Source organism: Porphyromonas uenonis 60-3, from assembly GCF_000174775.1.
Classification (GTDB): domain Bacteria; phylum Bacteroidota; class Bacteroidia; order Bacteroidales; family Porphyromonadaceae; genus Porphyromonas; species Porphyromonas uenonis_A.
On the sequence record NZ_ACLR01000161.1, the window covers coordinates 1 to 506 of the forward strand.

1 protein-coding gene is annotated in these 506 nt (G+C 40.7%); it reads left to right on the forward strand.

Features of this window, described 5'->3' with window-relative positions; all coding sequences use genetic code 11:
- The first annotated feature begins 32 nt into the window (after positions 1-32).
- Positions 33-413, forward strand: coding sequence for a hypothetical protein (locus PORUE0001_RS05250; protein ID WP_039865671.1), 381 nt, complete (start codon positions 33-35; stop codon positions 411-413).
- Positions 414-506 lie beyond the last annotated feature (93 nt).

Sequence of the window (506 nt, forward strand, 5' to 3'; positions counted from 1 at the left end):
CTTAAAGCGGATAGACCAGTTCTTCTCAGTATTTGGGCTTTGGCTTTTTTGATGCGTATAATAAAGTGGGGAAAAAGAAAGATTCTAGTTTCAGTGGAAGCTTAGACTTGCAACCAAACTTAGAAACAACAATTCACTTCAAAGCTCTTCCAAACTCATTCAACCCAAAGAATCTAGATGCGCTAAAACTGGAGGTTGAATTCACACTACGTGCTAAGGAACCGTTCGCCATAGACCCAGAATTAGACAATCAGCCCAATCCGCTAAAGCCGACGACAACAGTTGTATCATTTACTTGGCAGGAAAAAATAAACGGAGAAGTCACGAGACAGGAAAGCCAAACAGTCAAGCTATACGATCCTGACAATAACGCAGAGTATAGGAGCAAAGAGTACAAGACAGGAATAAAATAAACTATAAAACCTGCAAGGCAAGCAGAGCTAGCAAGTATAAACCAAACACGGGCAGTAGATTCTACTGCCCGTGTTTGGTGTTTTTGTCAAAAA